We start from the raw sequence: 21,166 nt of genomic DNA, 5'->3' as shown, positions 1-21,166 counted from the left end.
ACCTTCAGGCGGCCAGCAGCTCCGCCGCGTCGCGCACCACCGCCTCCAGCGCGCCCTCGGCGAAGGGGGAGGTCAGGCCCGTGCTCGCCACCAGCCCCTGGAACGGCATCGACCCGCCGCGGCCGCACAGCGCGACATAGGCATCCAGCGCCGCGGCCGGTTCGCGCCGCGACCAGACCCAGAACTGCAGCGCGACGCAGAGCGCCAGCGTGTAGTCGATGTAGTAGAAGGGGCTGCCGAAGATGTGCGCCTTGGCCTGCCAGCGCCCGCCCTTGGCCGGGTAGGAAAGGTCGCCGTAGTCGGTCCAGGGCATGTAGTGGCGTTCCAGCCGCTGCCAGATCGCGTGTCGCTCGGCCGGGCTCGCATCGGGGTTGGCGTAGACCTCGTGCTGGAAGTGGTCCACGCAGACGCCGTAGGGCAGGAACATCAGCGCGGATTCCAGGTGCATGCGCCGGTAGCGCTCGGCCGCGGCGTCGCCCACCAGCAGGCCCATATGCGGATGCGTCAGGTATTCGAGGCCCATGGAGTGGATCTCGGCCGCCTCCATCGTCGGCCACAGGTAGTCGATGCCCGGCTGGTGGCGGCTTTCCCAGGCCTGGTAGGCGTGCCCCATCTCATGCGTGAAGACGCCGATGTCGTGATGCGTGCCGTTGAAGTTGGCGAAGATGAAGGGCACGCCGACCGTCGGGAAGGACGTGCAGAAGCCGCCGCCGGCCTTGCCCGGGCGGTTCTTCAAATCCAGGAACCCGCCCTGGCGCATCATGGCGTAGAAGTCGGCCATGCGCGGATGCATGCGCGCGAACATCTCCTGCGCCGCCAGCACCAGCGTGTCGTGGTCGCCTTCGGGCTTCGGATTGCCGGCAGGGTCGATCAGCGCCTCGTCCCAGTACATCAGCCGGTCCCAGCCATGGCGCGCGCGGCGGCGTTCGAGCAGCCGCGCGACCAGCGGCGTGACGTGGCGCGCGACGGCGTCGCGGTAGCGCGCCACATCGGCCGGCCCGTAGTCGAGCCGCCGCATCCGCCGGTAGCCGAGCGGCGTGAAGGTCGCGTCGCCCAGCTTGCGCGCCATGCCCGTGCGCAGCCGCACCAGCCCGTCGTAGATGGCGTCGAGTTCCTCCCCGTTCGCGGCGAGGAAGTTCCAGCGCGCCGCCTCGGCTTCGTGCCGCAGCGCGCGGTCAGGGTCCTCGGCGAAGGGGGCGAGGCCGGCGAGGTTCACTTCCTTGCCGCGCACCGCGACTCGCGCACCGGCCATCAGCGCGGTGTAGCGGGCGGACAGGCGGCTTTCCTCCTCGCTCTCCGCCGCGATGGCGGGATCGAAGGCGGTGATGTCGGTCTCCCACAGCGCGACGGCATGCGCGCCGGCCGCCGCTTCCAGCCCGGCGCGGTCGGCATCCGCCAGCAGGCGGCGCTTGAGCGCGGTCTCATGCGTCGCGGCCTCGGGCGCCAGCCCGTCGGCGTATTCGCGTTCCGCCACCGCCTGCGCGTCCTTGGTGTCCTGCGCGAAGCGCAGATGCACCAGCGCCGACCAGGTGTCGTAGTCTCGCCGCGCCTGGTCCCACAGGGCGAGCGCGCCGGCACGGTCCCCGGCATCGAGCCGCGCGTCGATCGCGGCATGGGTCGCGGCCAGCGAGGCCTTGTCCGGGCGCGGGGCGGTGATCTCGGCGAAATTCGGGGTCATGGCGTGCGGTCCCTGGGCTTGGCCGCCACGTCACGCGGCGGGGCGTGGCGCGTCAAGCGCCCGGGGGTCGATGCGCGCGTCAAGCGCCCGGGGGTCAAGGCGCGCGTCAAGCGCCCGGGCTGGACGGGGTGCCGCGGCGCGTCCAGGCTGCGCGCCATGCCACGCCTGATGTCCACCCTCGCCATCGCCGGCCTGCTGCGCGCGGCGAAGCCTTCCATCGAGGCCGCGCTCGGCGCGCCCATCGAGGTCGACCTCGCGCCGACCCGCGCGCTGGAAACGCGCATCCGCGCCGGCGAGCGCGCCGACGCCGCGGTGCTGACGGCAGAAGCCATCGCCACGCTCGGCGCCGAGGGCGTGCTCGATGCCGCGACCGCGCGGCCGCTCGCCCATTCGCGCGTCGGGCTCGCGGTGCGCGCGGGCGCGCCGCATCCGGACATCTCCTCGGTGGACGCGCTGCGGCGGCTGCTGCTGTCGGTGCCGACGCTCTGCTACTCGCGCGCCGGGGCCTCGGGCATCTTCTTCGCCGAGCTGATCCAACGGCTCGGCATCGCGGCGGAGGTCAACGCCAAGGCCATCGTCATCCCGCAGGGCTTCACCGCGGAACGGCTCGTCAGCGGCGAAGCGGCCATCGCCTTCCAGCAGGTCAGCGAGTTGATGGAAGTCAACGGCATCGAGGTGGTCGGCCCGCTGCCGGAAGGGGCGAACACGCTGGCCGTTTTCTCGGGCGCGGCCTTCGCGGGGTCGGCCGAAGGGCGCGCGCTGCTCGCCGCGGTCGCGGCCGCCTGCACGCCGGACGCGCTGCGGGCGAAGGGGCTGGACGCGCCGTAGCGGGCGCCCCCTCGACAGGGGCGCCGCTCGCTGCTTCCCTGCCGGCCGCTTCAACCACCAGGAGGAAACGGGCACGCCATGAGCATCAACGGCGCAGCCTATGTCGTCGGGGCCTTCGAGCACCCGACGCGCAAGGCGGAAGGCCAGTCGGTCGCGCAGCTCCATGCGGAGGTCGCCTACGGCGCCCTGCAGGATGCCGGCCTGTCCAAGGACGACGTGGACGGCTTCTTCTGCACCGCGGCCGCACCGGGCCTCGGCCCGATCAACATGGCCGACTACATGGGGCTGACGAAGCTCCGCCACGTCGATTCCAGCGACATGGGCGGCTGCTCCTACGTCATGCATGTCGGCCACGCGGCGCAGGCCATCAAGGAAGGGCGCTGCAACGTCGCGCTGATCACGCTGGCCGGCCGGCCGCGCGCCGAAGGCATGGCGACGGGCACCGTGCCGCGGTCCTGGGCGCCGAACATCCCGGACGATCCGTTCGAGATCCCGATGGCGCGCACCGTGGTCACCTCCTACGCCATGGTCGCGCAGCGGCACATGTACGAATACGGCACGACCTCCGAGCAGCTCGCCTGGATCAAGGTCGCGGCGTCCCAGCACGCGCAGCACAACCCGCACGCCATGCTGCCCAAGCCCGTGACGGTCGAGGACGTGGTGAACTCGCCCATGGTGGCGGACCCGCTGCACCGGCTCGATTGCTGCGTCATCTCCGACGGCGGCGGCGCGCTGATCGTGACGCGGCCGGAAATCGCCAAGTCGCTGAAGCGTCCCCTGGTGAAGGTGCTCGGCTGCGCCGAGGCCACCAAGAACCAGGCCGGCGGCGGCATCGACCTCTCCTACTCCGCGGTGCGGCAGTCCGGCGCGGCGGCCTTCGCCGAGGCCGGCGTGAAGCCCGGCGACATCCAGTACGCCTCGATCTACGACAGCTTCACCATCACGGTGCTGATGCAGCTCGAGGACCTGGGCTTCTGCGCGAAGGGCCAGGGCGGCAAGTTCGTCGCCGACGGCAACCTGATCAGCGGCGTCGGCAAGCTGCCCTTCAACACCGATGGCGGGGGCTTGTGCAACAACCACCCTGCGAACCGCGGCGGCATGACCAAGGTGATCGAGGCGGTGCGCCAGCTGCGCGGCGAAGCGCATGCGAAGGTGCAGGTGCCGGGCTGCAAGCTGGCGCTGGCCAACGGCGTGGGCGGGCTGCTCGGCCACCGGCACGGCGGCGCAACCCTGATCATGGAGCGGGAGTGACACCCATGGCGACGATGTCTGCGAACCGCGCCATCCCGGCGCCCAAGGAAGACCCGACCACGAAGCCCTTCTGGGACGCGGCGCGCGAAGGCCGCTTCCTGATCGGCCTGTGCAAGGACACCGGCAAGCACTTCTGGTATCCGCGCGGCTGCTCGCCCTACACGCTGTCGAACAACGTCGAGATGGTCGAGGCGAAGGGCACGGGCACGATCTACTCCTTCACGGTGATGCGCTCGAAGGAGCCGCACGCGCCGGCCTATGTCGAACTCGACGAAGGGCCGCGCATCTTCACGAACATCGTCGATTGCGACCTCGACACGCTGAAGATCGGGCAGAAGGTGAAGCTCGTCTTCAAGCCGACGGAAGAAGGCGGCGCGCCGGTGCCGATGTTCACGCCGGCCTGATCCATCCTGCCCTGCCGGCGGTCGCGGCGTACGCCGCGGCCGCCGCGCGGCCAGGGCACGGGCTTCATACTTTCCTAAGCCGTATCGAACGATACACCGGGCGAATATCGCCGGGAGCGTATCGTCGTGACCACCGCCACCAGCCGGCCCAGGGCCGGACTCCGCCTGCAGGTGCTGCTGCCTGCGGTGCTCGGCACGATCGTGCTGCTCGCCCTGGGCGGGCTCGCCTGGCACGCGAGCGACGCCTGGCGCGCCTTCGCCCGCGCCAATACCGCCGAGAACGCGACGCGCGGTTCCAACCAGCTGGTCTCGGGCGTGTTCGAGATCCTGATGGAACGCCTTGCCACCAACAACGCATTGCAGGCTGAGGCCCCGGCCACGGCGGCCGCGCTGGCCGAGATCGCGCAGCGCCGGGCCACCGTCGCCGCGAAGGTTCCGGCCGGCCTCGCCGTGCTCGCCAGCCAGAGCTTCCCCGGGCGCGACGCGCTGCTGCGCGACCTGCAAGCGGCGCAGGCGCGTGCCGATGACGCGCGCCGCCGTGCCGACGCCGCGATCCGCCTGCCGCGCGCGGAGCGCGACGCGGCACTCCTGGCCGACTACGTCCCGACCATCACCGCCTCGGTCAATGCGGCGCTCGGGGTGTGGTTCGCCGCCAACCACGCCGTCGCCTCCGCCGACCCGCTGCTGGCACGACTCGCCTCGGTGCAGGAACTCGGCTGGCGCCTGCGCGACGTCGCGGGCACCGAGCGCGGCACGGTGGCCGGCGCGATCGCCGCGGGCCAGCCGCTCAGCCCCGCCCAGCTGGCCGCCAATGCGGCCGTGCGCGCGCGGGTGGACCTCCTGTGGCAGCAGCTCGAAGTGCTGGCGCCGGCGAACGACCCGGCGATCGCCCCGGCGATCCGCGCCGCCATGGCCGGCGCGCAGCAGGGCTACTTCCAGGGTTTCCGCACGCTGGCCGACAGCCTGGTGCGCGCCCGCGCCGATGGCGCCGCCTATCCGACGACGGCGGGCGCCTTCGTCGAGACGACGACGCCGCAGCTCGGCACGTTGCTCGAGGTGATGCACGCCGCCGGCCGGGCGAGCGAGGCGCATGCCGCCGCGGTCGAGAAGGCGGCCCAGGCCGCGCTTTCGATCACCGCCGCGCTGATGCTGCTGGGGCTCGGGCTCGGCGCCGGCGCCTTCCTGATCGTGCAACGGCGCGTCGTGGCGCCGGTCGGCGCGCTGACGAAGGCGACGCAGCGCATCGCGGATGGCGACCTCGACACCGAGGTTCCCGCGCGGCGCCATCGCGACGAGATCGGCGCGATGGCCGAGGCGCTGGGCGTGCTGCGCGAAGGCGCCCTGCGCGCCCGGGCGCTGGAGGCCGAGGCCGCCAAGCTGCGCGAACGCGCCGCCGAGCAGGCGCGCGAGGCGCGCCTTGCCCTGGCCGGCGATGTCGAGCGGTCGATCGGCGCCATCGCGAAGACCCTCGCCGCCGCCTCGGTCGAGCTGGAATCGACCGCGGAGGGCCTGGCGGGCACCGCCGGGCGCAGCGCCGCCGAAGCCGGCCAGGCCGCCGGCGGCGCCCAGCAGATGAGCAACAACGTGCAGACCGTCGCCGCCGCGGCCGAGGAGATGGCCGCGAGCATCGGCGAGATCACCCGCCAGGTCGCCGAGGCCGCCGAGGTGGCGCGCACCGCCCGACACGAGGCCGAGGGCACCGATACGACCGTCGGCGCGCTGGCCGAAGGGGCGCAGCGGATCGGCGAGGTGGTGCGCCTGATCGGCGACATCGCCGCGCAGACCAACCTCCTCGCGCTCAACGCCACGATCGAGGCGGCGCGCGCGGGGGATGCCGGCAAGGGCTTCGCCGTCGTCGCCTCCGAGGTCAAGACCCTGGCCAGCCAGACGGCCCGCGCGACCGACGAGATCGCCCGCCAGATCGCCGAGATGCGCGAGGCCACCGACAGCGCGGTGGGCGCCATCCGCGGCATCGGCGAGACCATCTCGCGCTCGGCCGAGATCACCACCGCGATCGCCGCCGCGGTCGAGCAGCAGGGCAGCGCGACGCGCGAGATCGCGCGCAACGTCGCCGAGGCGGCCTCGGGCGCCTCGCTCGTCTCGGTCTCGGTCGACCGGCTGAGCGAATCCGCGCGCGACAGCAACGAGGCGCTGGGCGGGCTGCGCGGCGCCACGGGCCGCGTGGCGCAGGAGGGCACCGCGCTGAACGCCGAACTCAGCCGGCTGGTGTCCCGCCTGCGGGAGGATCGGGCCGCCTGACGCCCGCCTTCATGGGCAGGGCGCACGCCCGGCAGGCGGCGGTACGTAACCGGCACGCGAGTTGCAAACCCGGCGCGGTCGAAAAGAACCGCAACCGGGGGCTTCAACCGCATGACCTTCACCCGCCGCACCCTGCTCGGCGCCGCCGCCACCGGCGTCGCGGGCCTGCCTTCGCCCTTCGCCATGGCGCAGCAGGAACGCGTCCTGCGCTACGGCATCTCCATGGCCGACATCCCGCAGACCACCGGCCAGCCGGACCGCGGCGCGGGCGCCTACCAGTTCACCGGCCACACCATCTACGACCCGCTCGTGGCCTGGGAGATGGACGTGGGCGACCGGCCGGGGAAGCTGATGCCGGGGCTCGCGACGAGCTGGGAAGCCGACCCCGCGGACCGCAGGAAGTGGGTGTTCCGCCTCCGTCAGGGGGTGAAGTTCCATGACGGGTCGGATTTCGATGCCGACGCGGTGATCTGGAACTTCGAGAAGGTGCTGAACAATCAGGCACCGCATTTCGACCAGCGCCAGGCCGCGCAGGTCCGTCCGCGCCTGCCCTCCGTCGCCTCCTACCGCAAGGTCGACGCGATGACGGTGGAAGTGACCACCCGCGCGGTCGACAGCTTCTTCCCCTACCAGATGCTGTGGTTCCTGATTTCCTCCCCGGCGCAGTACGAGCGCCTGGGCCGGTCCTGGGACCGCTTCGCGCAGGAACCCTCGGGCACGGGGCCGTTCCGCCTCGCCCGCCTGGTGCCGCGCGAACGGGCGGAGCTGGTGCGCAACACGGGCTACTGGGACCCGCGGCGGATGCCGAAGGTGGACCGCGTCGTGCTCGTCGTCGCACCCGAGACCACCACGCGGTCCAACGCGCTGATCTCCGGCCAGGTGGACATCATCGAGAGCCCGGCGCCGGATCTGCTGCCGCGGCTGCGCCAGGGCGGGGCGCGCATCGTCGAGAACGTCACGCCGCATGTCTGGAACTACCATCTGAGCCTGCTGGAAGGCTCCCCCTGGCGCGACGTGCGGCTGCGCCGCGCCGCCAACCTCGCCATCAACCGCGAGGAGGTGGTCGCGCTGCTCAACGGCCTCGGCAAGCCGGCGGTCGGCGTGGTCGATCCTTCCTCCCCCTGGTTCGGGCGGCCGGAATTCCAGGTGCGGACCGACATCGACGCGGCGCGGCGCCTGGTGCAGGAAGCCGGCTTCAGCCGCCAGAACCCGCTGCGCACGCGCTTCATCGTGCCGACCGGCGGGTCGGGGCAGATGCTGTCCATGCCGATGAACGAGTACATCCAGTCCGCCTGGCGCGAAGTGGGCATCGCCGTCGAGTTCCAGGTGGTGGAGCTGGAAGTGCTCTACACCGCCTGGCGCCAGGGCGCGGCGGGGGACATCAGCCGCGCGGGCAACATCACCGCGAACAACGTCGCCTACCTGACGTCGGATCCGCTCTACGCCTTCATCCGCTTCTTCCATTCCAACCAGATCGCGCCGGTCGGCGTGAACTACGGCCATTACCGCGACGCGGAGATGGACGGGATGCTGGACGCGGCGATGGCGTCCTTCGACACGGCGGAGCAGGACGCGATCATGCGCCGCGTGCACGAGAAGGTGGTGAACGAGGCGCTCTGGGTCTTCGTGGTGCACGACACCAACCCCAAGGCGCTCGGGCGCAATGTGCGCGGCTATGTCCCCGCGCAGCATTGGTTCCAGGACCTGACGACGCTGTCCTGACCGCGCCGCGGCCGCGCCCCCGCGACGGGGTGCGGCCATCGGGCCGGCATCGAAACGCTCCACTTCCGCCCGATTTCCTGATATGGTTTGTCCAGGGGAATCAGGGGGATCGGGGTCGTGCTTCGCATGATCTTGGTACTGGCCGCGCTGTCGCTCGCGGCCTGCGGCGGGCCGCGCGGCACGCCATCGCGCAGCAACGTGCCCGGCTATGCCGGGGGCGAGTTGTCCTGCGTGCCGTATGCGCGGGCCCGGTCGGGCATCGACCTGTCGGGGGACGCCTGGCAGTGGTGGGACGCGGCCGCGACATCCGGCCGCTACGACCGATCGCGCCGGCCGCGCGTGGGCGCGGTGCTGGTGTTCATGCGCACCTCCCGCAACCGCTCGGGGCACCTGTCGGTCGTGACGCGGGTGGTGAACAGCCGCGAGATCCGGGTGGACCACGCCAATTGGGCGAGCGGGCGGGACCGCGGCCGGGTGGCGCGCGACCAGCCCGTGATCGACGTCTCGCCGAACAACGACTGGTCGCTGGTGCGGGTGTGGTACCCGCCGGTCAACGATTTCGGCCAGACGAACTTCCCGACCTACGGCTTCATCCATGGCGGGACGCTGATGGCCGAGGCGCGGTAGCGGCTAGTTCGCCGCGGCCAGCGCCGGCGCGATCGTCGCCCGCCCGCGCAGCGCGTCCAGCGCCGCGAGGTCCTGCGCCTGTTCCTCCCGCATCACCATCAGCGACGGGTCGCAGCCATGCTCGGCCTGGGCGCGGCAGCGTTCCTCGGCCAGCGCGATGTCGGCGGCGCGGCGGGCGAGCACCGCATCGCGCCGCAGGGCGAACCATTGGTCCCGCGCCGCCTCGCTCGCGAAGGTCGCGGGCGGCAGGGCGACGTCGATCGTGCCCGGGTAGCGCATGGTCCGCGCGCTCGCGAGGCTGATGACCGTCGCGGTCGCGCCGACGATGCCGTTCGGCGCCATGCGGAACACCGCGGGGTCGTCGCCCGGGCGCAGCCGCTCGGACGCGGGGAGGTGGCCTTCCGCCGTGCAGCGCACATCGAGCACCGCGTGGGAGCGTTCGAGCCGCACGGTGCCGGGCGTGGCGGCGATCTCGGCCACCACGCGGTCGCCGCGATGGATGGCGCAGCGCGCGCCCTCGGGGTCGCTGGCGACGCGCACCTCCCCGTTCCAGGGCGGGGCGGGGTTGGCGGCGCGCAGGGCGGCGTTCAGCGCGACGGTCGCGCAGCCCGGGGCGGAGAGCAGCACGAGGCCGAGCAGCGTCAGGCGGCAGGCGGGGGGCATGGCGGAACTCCGGTTGCGGCGATGGCGCGGGATGCTGGCAGTATAATTCTTTTATCGAAATGAATCCGTCCGCGTATCCTGCAAGCCCCCCGCCTTGCCGCCCGCGCCCCCGCCATGCTGCAAAGGCCCGGAACCGGGAGGACACGCCATGACCATCACCCGCCGCGGCCTGGCCGCGCTGCCCGCCCTTGCCCTGCCCGGCGCGGCCCGGGGACAGGCCGCCTGGCCCGACCGGCCGCTGCGCATGATCGTCGCCTTCCCCGGCGGATCGACGCCGGACCTCGCCGCGCGCGCCGTGGCGCCGCATTTCCAGCAGGTGTTCGGCCAGCCCGTGGTGGTCGACAACCGGGCCGGCGGCGGCGGGCATATCGGCACCGAGGCGATCGCGCGCGCGACCGACGGGCACACGCTCGGCGTCACGATCGGCGGGCCGGGCAGCACGGCGAAGATCCTCAACCCGGCGCTGGGCTACGACCCGGCGACGGACCTCGCGCCGGTCTCGCTGCTGGCGCGGCTGCCCTTCGTGCTGGCGACCCATCCCTCGGTCCCCGCGCGCACGGCGGGCGAGTTCGTCGCCTATGCCAAGGCCAATCCGGGGCGGATCTCCTACGCCTCGACCGGCCCCGGCACGCTGTCCCACCTGGTGATGGAGGACCTCGCCGCGACCCAGGGGTTCGAGGCGGTGCACGTGCCCTACCGCGCCGTCGGCCAGGCGGTGCTGGACCTGGTGGCGGGGCGCATCCAGGCCTTCTTCGCCGCCACGGGGGGCGTGCTGCCGCAGGTGCGCGAAGGCACGGTGCGCGCCCTGGCGGTGACCAGCGCCGAGCGCTTCGCCGCCATCCCCGAGGTGCCGACGATGCGCGAAAGCGGCGTCGATGCCGAACCGGCGGTGGCCTGGATCGGCCTGTTCGCGCCGACGGGCATGCCGGCCGACCGGATCGCGCGCATCGCGGCGGAGACCGGCCGCGCCCTGGCGGTGCCCGAGCAGCGGCGCGCGCTGGAGACGGCGGGCTTCGTGGTGGTGGGCAGCGATACGGCGGAGTTCCAGGCGCTGCTGCGCAGCGACATCGCCCGCTGGGGCGGCATCATCCGCCGGCTGGGGCTGCGGCCGGAGGGCTGAAACGCGAAGCGGGGGAAGGGTCGCCCCTCCCCCCGCTCCCGTCGGGTTCCGGCCGGACCCGAAGGCCCGGCCGGCATGTCCGCCCGGCGTTACTCGGCCGGGACCGGCGTGTCCTTCCGGGTCTTCCACAGCGAGTAGAAGATGCCGCCCGCGATCATCGCCAGCGTCACGCCGAGCGAGATGGCAGGGTCGACCTTCCCCACGATCTGGTTCCAGAAGATCTTGCCGCCGATGAACACCAGCACGAGCGCCAGCGCGTACTTCAGGTAGTGGAAGCGGTGCACCATGGCGGCGAGCGCGAAGTACAGCGCGCGCAGGCCGAGGATCGCCATGATGTTCGCGGTGTAGACGATGAAGGTGTCGGTCGTGATGGCGAAGATCGCCGGCACGCTGTCCACCGCGAAGATCAGGTCGGCGATGTTGATCACGACCAGCGCCAGGAACAGCGGGGTCGCGACGCGCACCATCTTGCCCGTCTTGGAGTCCGTCTCCTTCACGAAGAACTTCTCGCCGTGCAGGCTGTCGGACACGCGCATGTGCTTGCGCATGAACGTCACGATCGGGTTCTTCGACATGTCCTGCTCGCCTTCCGGCACCACGAGCATCTTGATGCCGGTGATGATCAGGAAGGCGCCGAAGATGTACAGGACCCAGGAGTACTGCTGCACCAGCGCCGCGCCGAGGCCGATCATCAGGCCGCGCAGCACGATCACGCCGATGATCCCCCACACCAGCGCGCGGTACTGGTACCGGCGCGGAATGGCGAAGTAGGTGAAGATCAGGCTTATGACGAAGACGTTGTCGATCGACAGCGCCTTCTCGATGAAGAAGCCCGTGAAGTAGGCCACGCCCGCATGGACGCCGTCGCTGGTGGTCAGCTCGCCCACCTCATACGCCCACCAGATGCCGGCGCCGTAGATCATGGCGAAGCTGATGTAGAAGGCGGACAGCCAGAGGCTCTCCGCGATGCCCATTTCCTTGTCCTTGCGGTTCAGCACGCCAAGGTCGAAGGCGAGCAGCACCACGACGACGAGCAGGAAGCCCTTCCACATCCACAAGGGCTTGCCGAGCCATTCGGCCGAAAAGAATTCCATCCCCCAGATACTCCTCTCTGGCGCTCACACGGCGCACAGAGGGCCGTGATCGCGCGATTTCCCACGCGATCCGACATCGCGGACACGCTCCCGGAGGACGCGTGGCCGCCAGAGGGGCCCGGATCAGCGCGGTAACTGGTTTCGGCGGCCGCCGGAGTCAAGACCCGTTGCGGCCGCGCCTTCGATTGCCCATCTGGATTTGCAAGGGCGCTGCCGGGACACTAGGTTGCCGCCCGTTCACAGAGGGTTACGGCCGCCCCCGTCCGGGCGGCCCCAAACGGGATCGAGGCGTCGCCATGGGTTCGTTCAGCATCTGGCACTGGCTTGTCGTGCTGCTGGTCATCCTGCTGCTGTTCGGCAGCGGCAAGATCAGCGGCCTGATGGGCGACCTGGCCAAGGGCATCAAGTCCTTCAAGCAGAACATCAAGGAGGACGAGAAGGACGCCTCCATGGAAGCGCAGGCCACGCCGCAGGCGCCGGCGGGGACCATCCCCGGCCCGCAGCAGGGCCAGGCCACCGCCGCGCAGGCGCAGCCGCAGGCCACGCCGGGCAATACCCGCCCCGCCGCCTGACCACGGCGTCCGATCGTGCCGTAAGCCCCGTCGCGCGCCGCGCGGCGGGGTTCGCCGTTCCTGGGGAGCATCGGGGATGAGCCTCGCCGAGGCCGCCGCCGCCATCGTCGCGGCCGGGCGCCGCATGGACCGCATGGGCTGGGTGCCGGCCACGGCCGGCAACCTCTCCGTCCGGCTGGGGCCGGGGGACGTCGCCATCACCCGCTCCGGCGGCCACAAGGGCTTCCTCGCGGCGGCCGACGTGATCCGCGTGGACCTGGCGGGCCGGCCGCTCGATCCCGGGACGAAGCCGTCCTACGAGACGCTGCTCCATTGCGGGATCTATCGCCGCTTCGCCGATGCGGGGGCGGTGCTGCACGGCCATTCGGTCGCGGCGACGGTGCTGTCCCGCCGCGCCGGCGACGCCATCCGCCTGGCCGGCTACGAACTGCTCAAGGCCTTCCCCGGCGGGCCGACGCATGACGCGGCGACCGATCTGCCCGTGCTCGACAACGACCAGGACATCCCCCGCCTGCAGGCGGCGCTCGAGGCGCGCTGGGATGCCGCGCCGGATGCGCCGCCGGGCTATGTCATCCGCGGCCACGGCGTCTATGTATGGGGCTCCGGCATGGACCAGGCGATGGCCCGGCTCGAGGCCCTGGAGTTCATGCTGCTCTGTCACCTGGAGGAAGGGAGGCACACGCGATGAGCCTGCTGACGATCCGCGACGCCGCGACCGGCGCCGAGACTCTCAAGACCGAGGACGCCGCCGAGATCGCGGCCGCGCTCGCCCCGATCGGCGTGCGCTTCGAACGCTGGCCGGTCGCCGACCTGCCGCCGGGCGCCGAGCCCGAGGCGGTGCTCGCGGCCTATCGCCCGCATCTCGATGCCTTCCTGAAGGAGACGAAGGCCGGCACGGCGGACGTGATCCGCCTGACCGCCGACCATCCGCAGAAGGACGCGATCCGCGCGAAGTTCCTGTCGGAGCACATCCACACCGAGGACGAGGTCCGCTTCTTCCACGAGGGCGCGGGCAACTTCGTCATGCATGTGGACGGCATGATCTACGACGCGCATTGCACGCGCGGCGACCTGATCTCGGTGCCCGCGAACACCAAGCACTGGTTCGATGCCGGCGAGGTGCCGCACGTGACGGCGCTGCGCGTCTTCACCGACACCACGGGCTGGACGCCGCACTACACCGGCAGCGACATCGCCGCGCGCATCCCCGTGACGGTCGAGGCGGCGTGACCGGGCCTCGCCCGGCCTGCATCCTGACCGACATCGAGGGCACGACGAGCGCGATCGCCTTCGTGAAGGAGACGCTGTTCCCCTTCGCGACGGCGGAACTCGACGCCTTCCTCGACGCGAACGGGGGGGAGCCAGAGGTCGCCGCCATCATGGCCGAGGTCGCCGCCGCCGCGCCGGGGGAGGATCCGCGCGCCGCGCTGCGCCGCTGGATGGCGGAGGATGCGAAGGTCACGCCGCTCAAGGCGCTGCAGGGGCTGATCTGGGACGCCGGCTACCGCGACGGGCGGCTCAAGGGGCATCTCTGGCCCGACGTCGCCCCCTGCCTGCGCGCCTGGGCGCGCGCGGGGCTGCGGCTCGCGGTCTATTCCTCCGGCTCGGTCGGCGCGCAGAAGCTGCTCTTCGGGCATTCCGAGGCGGGCGACCTGACGGGCCTCTTCGCCGGCTTCTTCGACACCAAGGTCGGCGGCAAGCGCGACGCCGCGTCCTACGCGACCATCGCCGCGGGGCTGCACCTGCCGCCGGGCGAGGTGCTGTTCCTGTCCGACGTGGCCGAGGAGCTGGACGCCGCCGCGGCGGCGGGCATGGCCACCTGCCAGCTGGTCCGCGCGGCGGACGGCACGCGCCCGTTCGGCCGGCACGCCGAGGAAGCGGACTTCCCCGGCGTCGCGCGCCGCTTCCGGCTGCCGAACCCCGGATGATCCGCGGGTGGCGCCCGGCCGCCGCCATGGCTAGATAGCAGCCGAGACATCTTCCCACCCAAGCAGCAGGAGGCCGCCGCCATGCTGACGACCTGGACGGTCGAGGACGGCCGCTGTCGCGTGCGCGAGGGCGCCGTCTCCGAGATCACCGCCGCCCTGCCGGCCGAGGCGCAGGCGGCGGCGGCCGCTGTGTGCGAGCCCGGCAGCCTGCGCCGCGCGGTCTGGATCGACCTGCTTAATCCGACGCCGGCCGAGGAGCGGGCGGTGCAGGACGCGCTCGGGCTCGAGATCCCGACGCGGGAGGAGATGCAGGAGATCGAGAGCTCCTCCCGGCTCTACCGGGAAGGCGATGCGCTGTTCCTGACCGCGAACTTCCTCTACGGCGTGGACAGCGGCGAATACGGCTCGACCGCCATCACCTTCGTGCTCAGCAACACCACGCTCGTCACGGTGCGCTACGCGACGCCCAAGGCCTTCAGCGTGTTCGGCGTGCGGGCGCAGAAGCAGCCGGGCGCGCTGCTCGCCTCCCCCGACGGGGTGATGCTGCACCTGTTCGAGCAGATCGTGGACCGGCTCGCCGACATCCTCGAACGCGTCGCCGGGGACATGGACCGCGCCAGCCAGCGCACCTTCCGCGCGGCGCGCGCCAACATCAAGGCGAACCGGCGCGACGACGCGCTGAAGGATACGCTGATCACCCTCGGCCAGGTCGGTGAAGTCACGACGCGGACCAGCGAGACGCTGCTCGGCCTCAACCGCATCCTCGCCTTCGTCGGCGCCGAGAAGGCGACGGCGGTGCGCAAGGAGAACCAGACGCTGATCAAGACGCTGGTGCGCGACGTGCGGTCGCTGGTGGAACACGCGACCTTCCTCAACGCGAAGGCACAGTTCCTGCTTGATGCCGTGCTCGGCGTCATCAACGTGGAGCAGAACGCGATCATCAAGACCTTCACCGTGGCCTCGGTCGCGCTGATGCCGCCGACGCTGATCGCATCGATCTACGGCATGAACTACGAGAACATGCCGGAGTTGAAGTGGGAGTACGGCTATCCGCTGGCGATCCTGATGATGGTCGTCAGCGCCATCCTTCCCGTCCTCTATTTCCGCCGCAAAGGCTGGCTCTAGGAACAGACGAGATGCCCGAACCGACACGCGTTGCCGCTTCCGTCGCCACCTGCCGCTGGGGGGCCTTCGACGCCTCCTTCCCGCCCGTCGCCTCGATCGACCCGGGGGAGGTGGTGATCCTCGAATGCCTCTCCGGCGGGCCGGAGGTGATGCCGCCGCAGGAGAAGATGATGGAGGTCCCCGCCGCGCTGCGGGAAATCCACGCCAAGCTCCCGCGCCTCGGCGCGCATGTCATCACCGGCCCGGTCGAGGTGCGCGGCGCCGAGCCCGGCGACGCGCTGCGCGTGGACATCGAGAAGATCGAGCTGGGCGCCGACTGGGGCTTCTGCGGCTTCCGCCCGCTCTTCGGCACGCTGCCGGAGGACTTCCCCTATCGCCGGACGCTGCACATCCCGGTCGACCGCGCGAAGAAGACCTGCCGCCTGCCCTTCGGGCCGTCCGAGAACGGGCTCGAACTGCCGCTGGCCCCCTTCTTCGGCGTGATGGGCGTGGCCCCGCCGCGCGACTGGGGGATGCTGAACACGAAGGAGCCGCGCGCGATCGGCGGCAACCTCGACAACAAGGAACTGACCGAGGGCACGACCCTGTATCTGCCCGTGTTCAACGAGGGCGCGCTGTTCTCCGCCGGCGACGGCCATGGCGTCCAGGGCGACGGCGAGGTCTGCATCAACGCGCTCGAGATCTGCCTGACCGGCCATTTCCGCCTGAGCCTGGTCAAGGGCGGCGGCGCGCGCGACCCGGTGCTGAAGTGGCCGCGCGCCGAGACGAAGACGCACTACATCACCATGGGGATGAACGAGGACCTGGACGTCGCGATGAAGCAGGCGCTGCGGGAGATGATCGCCTTCATCTGCTCCCGCACCAACCTCTCCGACGCGGATGCCTACCAGTTCTGCTCGCTGGCGGTGGATTTCCACGTGACGCAGACGGTGAACGGCGAGAAGGGCGTGCACGGCCTGCTGAAGAAGGGCCTGCTGTTCTGAACGATGGGTTCCGAGGGCCTTTCGGCCCTCGGGTCCCCCATCGCCGATGCGGCGCATCGGCGATGGGACCCAAGGCGGGGGAGTGGCGAGGGGGCGGCGCCCCCTCGCCTTCACAGCCCCAGCAGGTCGAGCGTGTGCCCGACCACCTTCCCCTCGTCGAAGCGATCGAGCGCCCGCTTCCGCCCCGCCTCCCCCATCCGCGCGCGCAGAGCCGCATCCTCCGCCAGGGACGTGATGGCGCGCGCCAGCGGCGCGGCCTGCATCGGCGGCACCAGGTAGCCGGTCTGCCCGTCCACCACCTGCTCCCGCGGGCCGCGGATGTCGGTCGCGACCACCGGCAGGCCGGTCAGCATCGCCTCAATCACCGACATGGGCAGGCCCTCGAAGTGCGAAGGCAGGCAGAAGGCATCCGCCGCCGCCAGGATGCGCGCGACGTCGTGCCGGTAGCCCAGCCGCACGATCCGCCGGCCGAGCCGTTCGGCCGCGCGCGCGAAGTATGGCTCCAGGTCCTCGCCATGGTCCGAGGCCAGCCGCTCGCCCACCACCCACAGCACGGCGTTCGGGGGCGTGTCCTCCATCGCGCGCAGCAGTTCCGGATGGCCCTTGTGGCGCACAAGCCGTGACACGGCGGCGACGACGCAATCGCCCTCCCCCGCGCCGAACTCCGCGCGCAGCGCGGCGCGGGCGGCGGGGTCGGGATGGAACAGCGCCGGGTCGCGCCCGTTCAGCACCGGCGTCGCGCGCGGATGGATGCGCAGGCGCTTCGCATCCTCCGCCTCCTCCGCGCTGACCGTCATGAAGGTGTCGGTCACGCGGCCGCCCAGGCGTTCCATGTGCAGCGACAGCGTCCGCCGCCACCAGGGGCCGGGCTGGTTGAACAGGAAGCCATGGCAGGTATAGGCGATGCGCGGCACGCCCGCCGCCCGCGCGGCAAGCCGCCCGAGCAGGCCGCTGATCGGGAAATGGGCATGCACCAGGTCGAAGCGCTCGCGTCGGAACAGCTCGACCAGGGCGCGGAAGGCGCGCGCCTGGGCCACCGGGTTCAGGCTGCGGGCCATGGGCGGCGTCTCGATGCGGAAGCCCTCGGCGCGGGGGACGTCCAGCAGCGCGCCGTCGGCGCAGACGCCGACCACCTCATGCCCGCGCGCGCGCGCGCCGCGCATCAAGGGCAGCAGGAAGTGGCGCATCGCGAAGTCGACGTTGGCGATCTGGCAGATCTTCATGGCGGCACCCGGAGAGGGGCGCCGCCCCTCTCCGGACCTCACCCCGCGACAGCACTATCCGATCACACGGAACCCGTGTGTTCGGATTTCGTGCCGTATGTTCGATGGTTGCCGGAGCAGGAAATCCGGTCAGCCGTTTTTGGCTGACCGGATATTGCTCCGGAGGCCGAATGGCCCTTGGGACCCGGGACTTCTAGCCGACGATTTCCAGGCCGGCGAGGCCGGCGGCCAGCAGGCGGCGCAACTCGGGCTCGGGCATGGCGACGCAGCCTTCAGTCGGCGGAAGGCCGGGGCGGGCCACATGCAGGAAGATGGCACTGCCGCGGTCGCGCAGCACCGGCGCGTCGTTCCAGCCGAGCACGCCGATCACGTCATAGACGGCATCCTCCCGCCACAGGCGCTCATGGCGGGCGGGGTGGGGCAGGCGGACGGGGCGGTTGTAGTCGCGATGGGCGGGGTCGTCGCACCAGCCATCGTCGGGGGCCAGGGGCTCGGCCGGGACGGCGCAGGCCGGGCGCGGGCCGCGATCGGCCCGCCAGAAGACGCGGCGGAGCGGCAGCAGCCCGACAGGCGTCGCGCCATCGCCTTCCTGCTTCGCGGCACGGATGCCGCCGGCGCCGATCGCGCAGCGCAGCGTCTCACCCCGGAAGCGCAGCAGGCCGTCCGCGGTGACGCGGGCGGTGTCGCTCATTCCGGCAGCAGGTGCCCGAAGCGGCGCGCCTTGGTCTTGAGGTAGCCGTCATTCACCCCGTTCGGGTCGAAGGCATGCGCCTCCCGCCCCTGCACCGCGATGCCGCAGGCGGACAGGCCGGCGATCTTGTCGGGGTTGTTGGTCAGCAGGCGCACGCGCTCCACGCCCACGGCGCGCAGCATGGTGGCGGCCACCAGGAAGTTCCGCTCGTCCGCCCCGTAGCCCAGCGCCCGGTTGGCATCGAGCGTGTCGAGCCCGCCATCCTGCAGCGTATAGGCGCGCAGCTTGTTCACCAGGCCGATCCCACGGCCTTCCTGCGCCAGGTACAGCAGCACGCCGCCGGCCGGGTCCTGGGCCATGCGGGCGATGGCGCCGCGCAGCTGCGGGCCGCAATCGCAGCGCAGGCTGCCCAGCAGGTCGCCGGTGAAGCATTCGGAATGGGCGCGCACCAGCGGCGCGCCGCCCTCGGCGGCGGTCCTCTCCGGGTCTCCCACCAGGATGGCGAGGTGCTCGATGCCGCCATCGGCGGCCCGGAAGGCGACGATGCGCGCCTCGGGCGCGTCCTCGAGCGGCACACGCGCCTCGGCCACCCGGGTCAGGGTGGTGGCGGCGGTGGTCGGATAGGCCAGCACGTCGGCGGCCTGCACCGTCAGCAGGCCGCGCCGGTCGGCCCCGGCCTCGGTCGCCGGGGCGGCGACCAGGGCGGGCAGCAGCCGGCCGAGCTTGGCGAGCGCGATCGCCGCCTGGGCGAGCGCGGGGACGGCGACGCGCTCGGGCGCCTCGGGCAGCAGGCGCTCGGCGGTAGGGTCGGCCAGGCTGCGCAGCGCCTCGGGCGCCAGCAGGGCGGGCGGCAGGCGCAGCGCGACGGCGCCTTCGTCATCGACCGCATGGGGCACGGGGCGATGCAGCACGGCGGCGGCGCGGGCGGGGGCGAGCAGCAGCACCGGCGCGCCGAGCGCGGCGGAAGCGAGGTCGGCGAGCCCGCGCGCGCCCGCCGTCTCGGCCGCGACGACCAGCAGGCAGGCATCCGCGCCCCGCAGCAGCACGGGCGTGCCGCGGCGCAGCTCGGCCATGGCGCGATGCACCGCGCGCAGGGCGAGCGCCGCGGGCTCGGCGGTCACGACGGGAAGCGTCTCGTCAGTCGCGAGCTGGCCGGGAGGCGTCATGGTCTGGCGTTCCATTCTTCGATCCATGGCGCGCCGGGAATATGGCGTGCCAAAGGCAACCGGGGGTGGGCCCTCTGGCATCCCTGGGGGCCTTCGGGATGTGGTACGCACGACGGAAGCGTCCAGATGCAACCGGCGTCAATCACACATGCGCGATTTTGCTTCCCGAACGGTCCTACGGCTGGCACAAGCCGGCTTGGCACGGCATACCTCTCGCGGGGCTGACGTACCCGGCGAGGGACCGCGCGGGGCGTGCTGAGATAGAGGAAGACGGGGGATGTCGGGGCCACGCCCTGTGCTGATCATCGAGGATGATTCCGCGCTTGCCGAAACGCTCGCGGAACAGTTGGGTCACGAAGGGGATTTCGAGCCCGCCGTCAGTGCCTCGCTCGCCGATGCCGAGACCCGGCTCGCGGGCTCGGGCGCGCGGTACGACCTTGTCCTGCTGGACCTGACGCTGCCGGACGGCGACGGCCGGGAATTCTGCACGCGGCTGCGCCGCGGCGGGTACCGGATGCCGGTCATCATGCTCACCGGCTCGGACGGCGAGCAGGACATCGTCAGCGGGCTGGATGCCGGGGCGAACGACTACATCGCCAAGCCCTTCCGCATGAGCGAGCTGCTCGCGCGGATGCGCGCCCAGCTGCGCGTCTACGACAGCAGCGAGGATGCGATCTTCCAGATCGGGCCCTACCTGTTCCGCCCTTCCGCCAAGCAGCTGCACGACCCGTCGCGCGGCAAGCGGCTGCGGCTGACGGAAAAGGAATCCGCGATCCTGAAGTTCCTCTACCGCGCCGGCGGCAAGCCGGTGCCGCGGCAGATCCTGCTGAACGAGGTGTGGGGCTACAACAGCCACGTCACCACCCACACGCTCGAGACGCACATCTACCGCCTGCGCCAGAAGATCGAGCTGAACCCCGCCGATGCGCGGCTGCTCGTGACGGAATCCGGCGGCTACCGGCTGGAACTGGACCCGGCGTCCTCCTACGCCGCCTGACGCGCCGCGGCGCGCGCCAGGATGGCGCGCCTCACGCCCGCCAGGCGGCGGGCCACAGGAACCACGACCGCGTCTCGAGCCCCGCCCGGATCGGGCGGCTCAGGCTCGCCAGCGTGATCCCGATCGAGAACAGGCACCAGATCGCGGGCATCTCGTTCGCGTTCGAGGTGAGCAGCGAGGCCAGCACCGGCCCCGCCAGGGCGTGGAACAGCACGAAGCGCCAGGCGCCGTACAGCAACGGCAGCAGGAAGGCCGTGGCGAGGTAGGTCGGGAAGCCGTTCGCGATGATCGGCAGGCCCGAGACCATCGCGAGCATGTCGTTGCGCGGGATGCTCCAGCCGATGTGCCAGTCGCCCGAGACGACGCAGGGCCCGGGCCCGCACAGCACGCTGCCCGCACGGCAGGCGCCCGCCCATCCGAAGGGATAGACCTGCAGCAGCATCACCGCGGCCGAGGCGCCGCAGGCGATCCAGACCGCCACCCGCACGCCGCGCCGCACCGGCGCGGGCACCAGGCACAGGGCGAAGGCGTTGATGAAGAAGGGCTGGAAGGCGATGTGCAGGTAGGAGAGCAGCGCGACCGCCTGGTTCGCCGGGTCGCCGCAGCGGTCGACGCGCGCATGGCCGGCGGCCTGCAGCGCCTCCATCAGCGTGAACCAGCCGAGCACGACCGGGATGGCGGGCGGGTCCCCGCGGCGGATCGTGACGGCGGTCGCGACGGTGCCGGTCGCCACCATCGCAACGGTCGCTTCCATCGACCAGCACATCGGCGGTCCTCCCGCCGCCACTCTGCCCGAACGGGCGCGCCTGTCACCCGGCGGGCCGGCGGCGGAACA

At 71.9% G+C, this 21,166-nt stretch carries 21 protein-coding genes; 14 read left to right on the top strand and 7 right to left on the bottom strand.

The window, feature by feature from the left end:
• Nucleotides 1-4: 4 nt before the first annotated feature.
• Entirely contained in the window at nucleotides 5-1,678 is a 1,674-nt protein-coding gene (locus tag J5Y09_RS10425) for a M3 family oligoendopeptidase (protein ID WP_209351697.1), read from the bottom strand.
• Between the two features lie 156 nt (nucleotides 1,679-1,834).
• Here J5Y09_RS10425 and J5Y09_RS10420 point away from each other — a divergent pair, with 156 nt between their 5' ends.
• The 6 genes from J5Y09_RS10420 to J5Y09_RS10395 all read left to right on the top strand — a co-directional run bounded on the left by J5Y09_RS10420 (nucleotide 1,835) and on the right by J5Y09_RS10395 (nucleotide 8,769).
• Entirely contained in the window at nucleotides 1,835-2,506 is a 672-nt protein-coding gene (locus tag J5Y09_RS10420; protein ID WP_209351696.1) for a substrate-binding domain-containing protein, read from the top strand.
• A gap of 78 nt (nucleotides 2,507-2,584) precedes the next feature.
• Nucleotides 2,585-3,757, top strand: coding sequence for a thiolase family protein (locus J5Y09_RS10415; RefSeq protein ID WP_209351695.1), 1,173 nt, complete (start codon nucleotides 2,585-2,587; stop codon nucleotides 3,755-3,757).
• A gap of 5 nt (nucleotides 3,758-3,762) precedes the next feature.
• Nucleotides 3,763-4,161, top strand: a complete 399-nt coding sequence (locus J5Y09_RS10410; protein ID WP_209351694.1) for a Zn-ribbon domain-containing OB-fold protein — start codon at nucleotides 3,763-3,765, stop codon at nucleotides 4,159-4,161.
• A gap of 126 nt (nucleotides 4,162-4,287) precedes the next feature.
• A complete protein-coding gene (locus J5Y09_RS24750) occupies nucleotides 4,288-6,420 on the top strand; it encodes a methyl-accepting chemotaxis protein (protein ID WP_209351693.1) in 2,133 nt (710 codons plus the stop codon).
• 111 nt (nucleotides 6,421-6,531) lie between these two features.
• Nucleotides 6,532-8,142 (top strand): ABC transporter substrate-binding protein, encoded by a 1,611-nt coding sequence (locus J5Y09_RS10400; protein ID WP_209351692.1) that lies wholly within the window; start codon nucleotides 6,532-6,534, stop codon nucleotides 8,140-8,142.
• A gap of 126 nt (nucleotides 8,143-8,268) precedes the next feature.
• Nucleotides 8,269-8,769, top strand: coding sequence for a CHAP domain-containing protein (locus J5Y09_RS10395; protein WP_209351717.1), 501 nt, complete (start codon nucleotides 8,269-8,271; stop codon nucleotides 8,767-8,769).
• A 3-nt stretch (nucleotides 8,770-8,772) separates the two neighbouring features.
• Here the strand turns inward: J5Y09_RS10395 and J5Y09_RS10390 are convergent, their stop codons facing one another.
• Complete coding sequence (locus tag J5Y09_RS10390; protein ID WP_209351691.1) at nucleotides 8,773-9,432, bottom strand: hypothetical protein; 660 nt, start codon at nucleotides 9,430-9,432, stop codon at nucleotides 8,773-8,775.
• Between the two features lie 148 nt (nucleotides 9,433-9,580).
• Between J5Y09_RS10390 and J5Y09_RS10385 the strand changes: the two genes are divergently transcribed.
• Entirely contained in the window at nucleotides 9,581-10,552 is a 972-nt protein-coding gene (locus J5Y09_RS10385; RefSeq protein WP_209351690.1) for a Bug family tripartite tricarboxylate transporter substrate binding protein, read from the top strand.
• Between the two features lie 89 nt (nucleotides 10,553-10,641).
• Here J5Y09_RS10385 and J5Y09_RS10380 read toward each other — a convergent pair whose 3' ends face one another.
• Nucleotides 10,642-11,646, bottom strand: a complete 1,005-nt coding sequence (locus J5Y09_RS10380; protein ID WP_209351689.1) for a TerC family protein — start codon at nucleotides 11,644-11,646, stop codon at nucleotides 10,642-10,644.
• A gap of 296 nt (nucleotides 11,647-11,942) precedes the next feature.
• Here J5Y09_RS10380 and J5Y09_RS10375 point away from each other — a divergent pair, with 296 nt between their 5' ends.
• From J5Y09_RS10375 to J5Y09_RS10350, 6 genes are all read left to right on the top strand, one after another.
• Nucleotides 11,943-12,218 carry a twin-arginine translocase TatA/TatE family subunit gene (locus J5Y09_RS10375; protein ID WP_198375552.1) on the top strand — a complete coding sequence of 92 codons (276 nt, stop codon included), beginning with the start codon at nucleotides 11,943-11,945 and terminating at the stop codon, nucleotides 12,216-12,218.
• Nucleotides 12,219-12,294: 76 nt separating this feature from the next.
• Nucleotides 12,295-12,906, top strand: coding sequence for a methylthioribulose 1-phosphate dehydratase (locus J5Y09_RS10370; RefSeq protein ID WP_209351688.1), 612 nt, complete (start codon nucleotides 12,295-12,297; stop codon nucleotides 12,904-12,906).
• Nucleotides 12,903-13,448, top strand: coding sequence for a 1,2-dihydroxy-3-keto-5-methylthiopentene dioxygenase (locus J5Y09_RS10365; protein WP_209351687.1), 546 nt, complete (start codon nucleotides 12,903-12,905; stop codon nucleotides 13,446-13,448). Before J5Y09_RS10370 ends, J5Y09_RS10365 begins: the two co-directional genes overlap by 4 nt.
• Nucleotides 13,445-14,146 (top strand): acireductone synthase, encoded by a 702-nt coding sequence (gene mtnC, locus J5Y09_RS10360; RefSeq protein ID WP_209351686.1) that lies wholly within the window; start codon nucleotides 13,445-13,447, stop codon nucleotides 14,144-14,146. The genes J5Y09_RS10365 and mtnC overlap by 4 nt, the downstream gene beginning before the upstream one ends.
• Before the next feature lie 81 nt (nucleotides 14,147-14,227).
• Nucleotides 14,228-15,271, top strand: coding sequence for a magnesium/cobalt transporter CorA (gene corA, locus J5Y09_RS10355; RefSeq protein ID WP_209351685.1), 1,044 nt, complete (start codon nucleotides 14,228-14,230; stop codon nucleotides 15,269-15,271).
• Between the two features lie 11 nt (nucleotides 15,272-15,282).
• Nucleotides 15,283-16,254: an acetamidase/formamidase family protein gene (locus tag J5Y09_RS10350; protein WP_209351684.1), complete on the top strand. Its 972-nt coding sequence runs from the start codon at nucleotides 15,283-15,285 to the stop codon at nucleotides 16,252-16,254.
• Between the two features lie 110 nt (nucleotides 16,255-16,364).
• Here the strand turns inward: J5Y09_RS10350 and J5Y09_RS10345 are convergent, their stop codons facing one another.
• The 3 genes from J5Y09_RS10345 to ribA form a co-directional block, all read right to left on the bottom strand.
• A complete protein-coding gene (locus J5Y09_RS10345) occupies nucleotides 16,365-17,477 on the bottom strand; it encodes a glycosyltransferase family 4 protein (protein ID WP_209351683.1) in 1,113 nt (370 codons plus the stop codon).
• Nucleotides 17,478-17,670: 193 nt separating this feature from the next.
• Entirely contained in the window at nucleotides 17,671-18,168 is a 498-nt protein-coding gene (locus tag J5Y09_RS10340) for a L,D-transpeptidase family protein (protein WP_209351682.1), read from the bottom strand.
• Nucleotides 18,165-19,349 (bottom strand): GTP cyclohydrolase II RibA, encoded by a 1,185-nt coding sequence (ribA, locus tag J5Y09_RS10335; protein WP_432761235.1) that lies wholly within the window; start codon nucleotides 19,347-19,349, stop codon nucleotides 18,165-18,167. Before ribA ends, J5Y09_RS10340 begins: the two co-directional genes overlap by 4 nt.
• Before the next feature lie 262 nt (nucleotides 19,350-19,611).
• Between ribA and J5Y09_RS10330 the strand changes: the two genes are divergently transcribed.
• Nucleotides 19,612-20,331 (top strand): response regulator transcription factor, encoded by a 720-nt coding sequence (locus tag J5Y09_RS10330; protein ID WP_209351681.1) that lies wholly within the window; start codon nucleotides 19,612-19,614, stop codon nucleotides 20,329-20,331.
• A gap of 31 nt (nucleotides 20,332-20,362) precedes the next feature.
• On the opposite strand, the gene J5Y09_RS10325 is transcribed toward J5Y09_RS10330, so the two are convergent.
• The gene (locus tag J5Y09_RS10325) at nucleotides 20,363-21,085 is read right to left on the bottom strand and encodes a DUF5765 domain-containing protein (protein ID WP_209351680.1); all 723 of its coding nucleotides are present in this window, start codon (nucleotides 21,083-21,085) and stop codon (nucleotides 20,363-20,365) included.
• Between the last annotated feature and the right edge of the window lie 81 nt (nucleotides 21,086-21,166).

Source organism: Roseomonas nitratireducens (assembly GCF_017813355.1).
GTDB classification, from domain to species: Bacteria; Pseudomonadota; Alphaproteobacteria; order Acetobacterales; family Acetobacteraceae; genus Neoroseomonas; species Neoroseomonas nitratireducens.
Note: the sequence above shows the minus strand (reverse complement) of the source record. Positions and strands in the feature narration are given on the sequence as shown.

Coding starts and splice junctions, on each gene's coding strand:
- J5Y09_RS10345 (WP_209351683.1), bottom strand. CDS start 17,477: ATGAAGATCTGCCAGATCGCCAACGTCGACTTCGCGATGCGCCACTTC.
- J5Y09_RS10385 (WP_209351690.1), top strand. CDS start 9,581: ATGACCATCACCCGCCGCGGCCTGGCCGCGCTGCCCGCCCTTGCCCTG.
- J5Y09_RS10375 (WP_198375552.1), top strand. CDS start 11,943: ATGGGTTCGTTCAGCATCTGGCACTGGCTTGTCGTGCTGCTGGTCATC.
- J5Y09_RS10395 (WP_209351717.1), top strand. CDS start 8,269: ATGATCTTGGTACTGGCCGCGCTGTCGCTCGCGGCCTGCGGCGGGCCG.
- corA (WP_209351685.1), top strand. CDS start 14,228: ATGCTGACGACCTGGACGGTCGAGGACGGCCGCTGTCGCGTGCGCGAG.
- J5Y09_RS10380 (WP_209351689.1), bottom strand. CDS start 11,646: ATGGAATTCTTTTCGGCCGAATGGCTCGGCAAGCCCTTGTGGATGTGG.
- J5Y09_RS10365 (WP_209351687.1), top strand. CDS start 12,903: ATGAGCCTGCTGACGATCCGCGACGCCGCGACCGGCGCCGAGACTCTC.
- J5Y09_RS10330 (WP_209351681.1), top strand. CDS start 19,612: ATGTCGGGGCCACGCCCTGTGCTGATCATCGAGGATGATTCCGCGCTT.
- J5Y09_RS10340 (WP_209351682.1), bottom strand. CDS start 18,168: ATGAGCGACACCGCCCGCGTCACCGCGGACGGCCTGCTGCGCTTCCGG.
- J5Y09_RS10400 (WP_209351692.1), top strand. CDS start 6,532: ATGACCTTCACCCGCCGCACCCTGCTCGGCGCCGCCGCCACCGGCGTC.
- J5Y09_RS10415 (WP_209351695.1), top strand. CDS start 2,585: ATGAGCATCAACGGCGCAGCCTATGTCGTCGGGGCCTTCGAGCACCCG.
- J5Y09_RS10425 (WP_209351697.1), bottom strand. CDS start 1,678: ATGACCCCGAATTTCGCCGAGATCACCGCCCCGCGCCCGGACAAGGCC.
- J5Y09_RS10420 (WP_209351696.1), top strand. CDS start 1,835: ATGCCACGCCTGATGTCCACCCTCGCCATCGCCGGCCTGCTGCGCGCG.
- ribA (WP_432761235.1), bottom strand. CDS start 19,349: ATGGAACGCCAGACCATGACGCCTCCCGGCCAGCTCGCGACTGACGAG.
- J5Y09_RS10410 (WP_209351694.1), top strand. CDS start 3,763: ATGGCGACGATGTCTGCGAACCGCGCCATCCCGGCGCCCAAGGAAGAC.
- J5Y09_RS10350 (WP_209351684.1), top strand. CDS start 15,283: ATGCCCGAACCGACACGCGTTGCCGCTTCCGTCGCCACCTGCCGCTGG.
- J5Y09_RS10390 (WP_209351691.1), bottom strand. CDS start 9,432: ATGCCCCCCGCCTGCCGCCTGACGCTGCTCGGCCTCGTGCTGCTCTCC.
- J5Y09_RS10370 (WP_209351688.1), top strand. CDS start 12,295: ATGAGCCTCGCCGAGGCCGCCGCCGCCATCGTCGCGGCCGGGCGCCGC.
- J5Y09_RS10325 (WP_209351680.1), bottom strand. CDS start 21,085: ATGGAAGCGACCGTTGCGATGGTGGCGACCGGCACCGTCGCGACCGCC.